Genomic DNA, 2787 nt, shown 5'->3' with positions numbered 1-2787 from the left:
TATGGGGGGATGGTGGTGCGCATGCGACACCCCCCCCCCCCCCCCCGTCCCCCCCCCCCCCCCCCCCGCCCCCCGCCCCCCCCCCCCCCCCCCCCCCCCCCCCCCCCCCCCCCCCCCACGGAAGCGTGTCGCGAGGAGTCGCGAAGAGCCGTCAGCACGGGCCGGGGAGCGAGCAGACCCCGGCCGCCGTCCTCTCGGCGTCCTTCGGCGGCCGGGTGAAGCCGGAGTCGCGCACCCTGCCGTGCTCGCCCGCCGGCGTGTGGATCGCCAATGCCCGGTCCCGGCGTACGACGGTCCGCTGCCCGCCGACGGCGGGCCGCACGCCCTCGGCGTCGTAGCCCCGGACGTCGTGGCCCCGGGCGGAGATCCGCGCGGCCCGGTGCCCCCGGCGCGGACCGCACGGCTCGATCTCCAGGGGGCCGCGCACCCCGTCGCGGATCGTCCACTTCTCCTCCCTGGAGTACCTCACCGGCCTGCGGGCCTGTGCCTCGTGCGGCAGGAAGTTCCTCGGGATCCGTACCGCCGTGGCGCCCTGCCCGGTGAGGCCGGCCGTCGCCGCGGGCCCGGTGCCGCCGGGGATCCGTGCCGTCCCGGTGGTGCCCGCGTCCGCTCCCGTACCGGCCAGGGCCGTCCCGCTCCCGGTGAAGAGGGCCGCCAGAGCCGTGCCCGCCGCCGCCAGGCGGATCGCCGTCCGTGTGCCACCGGTCATGGCCGGCCTTTCCTCCCGTGCCGAAGGGATGCCATGTCCGCAGGACCCGCGTTCTGCGGGAAGGGGTCGGCGGGAGAGGCGATTTCCCGCAGAACGCGGGTCTTGCGGGCACGCGACCGGTGCGCGGGCGGGGGTGTCGTTGTATGCTCGAAGCGTTCTATGTAGCAGCCTCTAATTTCATGTAATAGAACGATGGAGGGTCGATGGAGGTACGTCACGCCACGGCGCCCGACCAGATCGCCGGGGCGAGCACCGACTGGCTACGCCGCCGCTTCCTGGCGGAGCAGCTCTTCGTGCCCGGCGAGGTCCGCCTGCTCTACTCGCACGAGGACCGCATCGTGGTCGGCGGCGCCATGCCGGAGGACGGGCCGCTGAGACTGCACACCCCCGACCCGCTTCGGTCGGAGTACTTCCTGGAGCGCCGGGAGCTCGGCGTGGTCAACGTGGGCGGGCCGGGCACGGTGACCGTGGACGGCACCGCGTACCCCCTGGCCCCCAAGGAGTGCGTCTACGTCGGCAGGGGCGCCCGCGAGGTGGAGTTCGAGGGCGACGCGTTCTACCTGGTCTCCACGCCCGCGCACGCCACGTTCCCGACCGTCGCGGCGACCCTGGACGACGCCGAGCCGGTACGGCTGGGCGGCCGGGACGGCTCCAACGAGCGCACGATCTACAAGTACGTCCACGCCAAGGGCATCCGGAGCTGCCAGCTGGTGCTCGGCGTGACCGTGCTGGAGCCCGGCAGCATGTGGAACACCATGCCCTGCCACACCCACGAGCGCAGGACCGAGGTCTACCTCTACTTCGACCTGCCACCGGGCGAGCGGGTGATCCACCTGATGGGACGGCCCGACGAGACGCGCAACCTGGTGGTCGCCGACCGGCAGGCGGTCGTCTCCCCGTCCTGGTCGGTGCACTGCGGCTTCGGCACGAAGAGCTACTCGTTCGTCTGGGCCATGGGCGGGGAGAACCAGGCCTTCGAGGACATGGAGCAGGTCGAGATCGGCGAGATGCGCTGATGTTCTCGCTGGAGGGCAGGACCGCGCTCGTCACCGGCGCGCGGACCGGGATCGGGCGCGCGCTCGCGGTGGGCCTGGCCGCGGCCGGGGCCGACATCGTGCTGCACGGCCGCGACGACGACCTCGACGAGGTCGAGGCCGAGGTGCGCAAGACCGGCAGGCAGGTCTCCCGGTGGATCCTCGACCTGTCCGACCCCGGAGCCGTCCCCGAGGCGGCCGCGCGGCTGGGCCGGGTCGACGTGCTGGTGAACAACGCCGGGATAATCCGCAGGGCCCCGGCCTCCGAACACCCCTACGAGTCCTTCCGGGAGGTGCTGGACGTCAACCTCGACGCGGTCTTCCTGCTCAGCCAGACCCTGGGGACGCGGATGCTCGCCCGGGGCTCCGGGAAGATCATCATGATCGCCTCCATGCTCTCCCACCAGGGGGGCGTCAACGTGGTCGGCTACACCTCGGCCAAGCACGGCGTCGCCGGGCTCACCAAGGCGCTGGCCTGCGAGTGGGCGGGCTCGGGGGTGCAGGTCAACGCGATCGCCCCCGGCTACATCAGGACGGGCAACACCGAGCGGCTCTGGGACGACCCCGCGCGCGAGGCGGAGATCAGATCCCGCATCCCGGCAGGTCGCTGGGGGACGCCCGAGGACCTGGTGGGCGCCGCCGTCTTCCTGGCGTCCGCGGCCTCCGACTACGTCAACGGGCACCTGCTCGCGGTGGACGGAGGCTGGTTGGCACGCTGACCAGTAGGCTCACGATCGTGGTCAGGGAAGGCAGTTCCATCGACAAGGCGCTGGCGGTGCTGGAGGCGATCGCCGAGCACCATCGCGTGACCGACATAGCCGCGGCGACGGGAGTGTCCAAGTCGACCGTCCATCGCATCCTGCAGTCGCTGGTCGAGTGGGGGTTCGCGCGGCCGGACGGGCACGGGGGCTACGAGCCGGGCCCCCGGATCCTCACCCTGGGGGGGGGGGGGGGGGGGAGGGTTGGGGGGGGGGGGGGGGGCGGGGGGGGGGGAGGAAACCAACAGAACCGCCAAGGACGACGCCCACCCGCACCCCCCGCCCA

Annotated in this window: 4 protein-coding genes; 3 read left to right on the top strand and 1 reads right to left on the bottom strand. The window is 73.3% G+C overall.

What is annotated here, in order from left to right; all coding sequences use genetic code 11:
- Positions 1 to 151: 151 nt before the first annotated feature.
- Positions 152 to 709: a hypothetical protein gene (locus tag ACZ6RT_RS31850; protein ID WP_470157551.1), complete on the bottom strand. Its 558-nt coding sequence runs from the start codon at positions 707 to 709 to the stop codon at positions 152 to 154.
- Between the two features lie 203 nt (positions 710 to 912).
- On the opposite strand from ACZ6RT_RS31850, the gene kduI reads away from it, so the two are divergent.
- The 3 genes from kduI to ACZ6RT_RS31835 all read left to right on the top strand — a co-directional run.
- A complete protein-coding gene (kduI, locus tag ACZ6RT_RS31845; protein ID WP_399197346.1) occupies positions 913 to 1725 on the top strand; it encodes a 5-dehydro-4-deoxy-D-glucuronate isomerase in 813 nt (270 codons plus the stop codon).
- Entirely contained in the window at positions 1725 to 2462 is a 738-nt protein-coding gene (locus ACZ6RT_RS31840) for an SDR family oxidoreductase (protein WP_470157550.1), read from the top strand. Before kduI ends, ACZ6RT_RS31840 begins: the two co-directional genes overlap by 1 nt.
- A gap of 17 nt (positions 2463 to 2479) precedes the next feature.
- On the top strand, positions 2480 to 2787 hold a 308-nt coding region (locus ACZ6RT_RS31835; protein ID WP_470157577.1), incomplete at its 3' end, for a helix-turn-helix domain-containing protein.

Source organism: Streptosporangium sp. NPDC050148, assembly GCF_055586505.1.
This window is presented reverse-complemented; position numbering and strand designations above follow the sequence as displayed.

Excerpts from the sequence above, each read along its gene's own strand:
- ACZ6RT_RS31850 (WP_470157551.1), bottom strand. The coding sequence starts at position 709 with ATGACCGGTGGCACACGGACGGCGATCCGCCTGGCGGCGGCGGGCACG.
- kduI (WP_399197346.1), top strand. The coding sequence starts at position 913 with ATGGAGGTACGTCACGCCACGGCGCCCGACCAGATCGCCGGGGCGAGC.
- ACZ6RT_RS31840 (WP_470157550.1), top strand. The coding sequence starts at position 1,725 with ATGTTCTCGCTGGAGGGCAGGACCGCGCTCGTCACCGGCGCGCGGACC.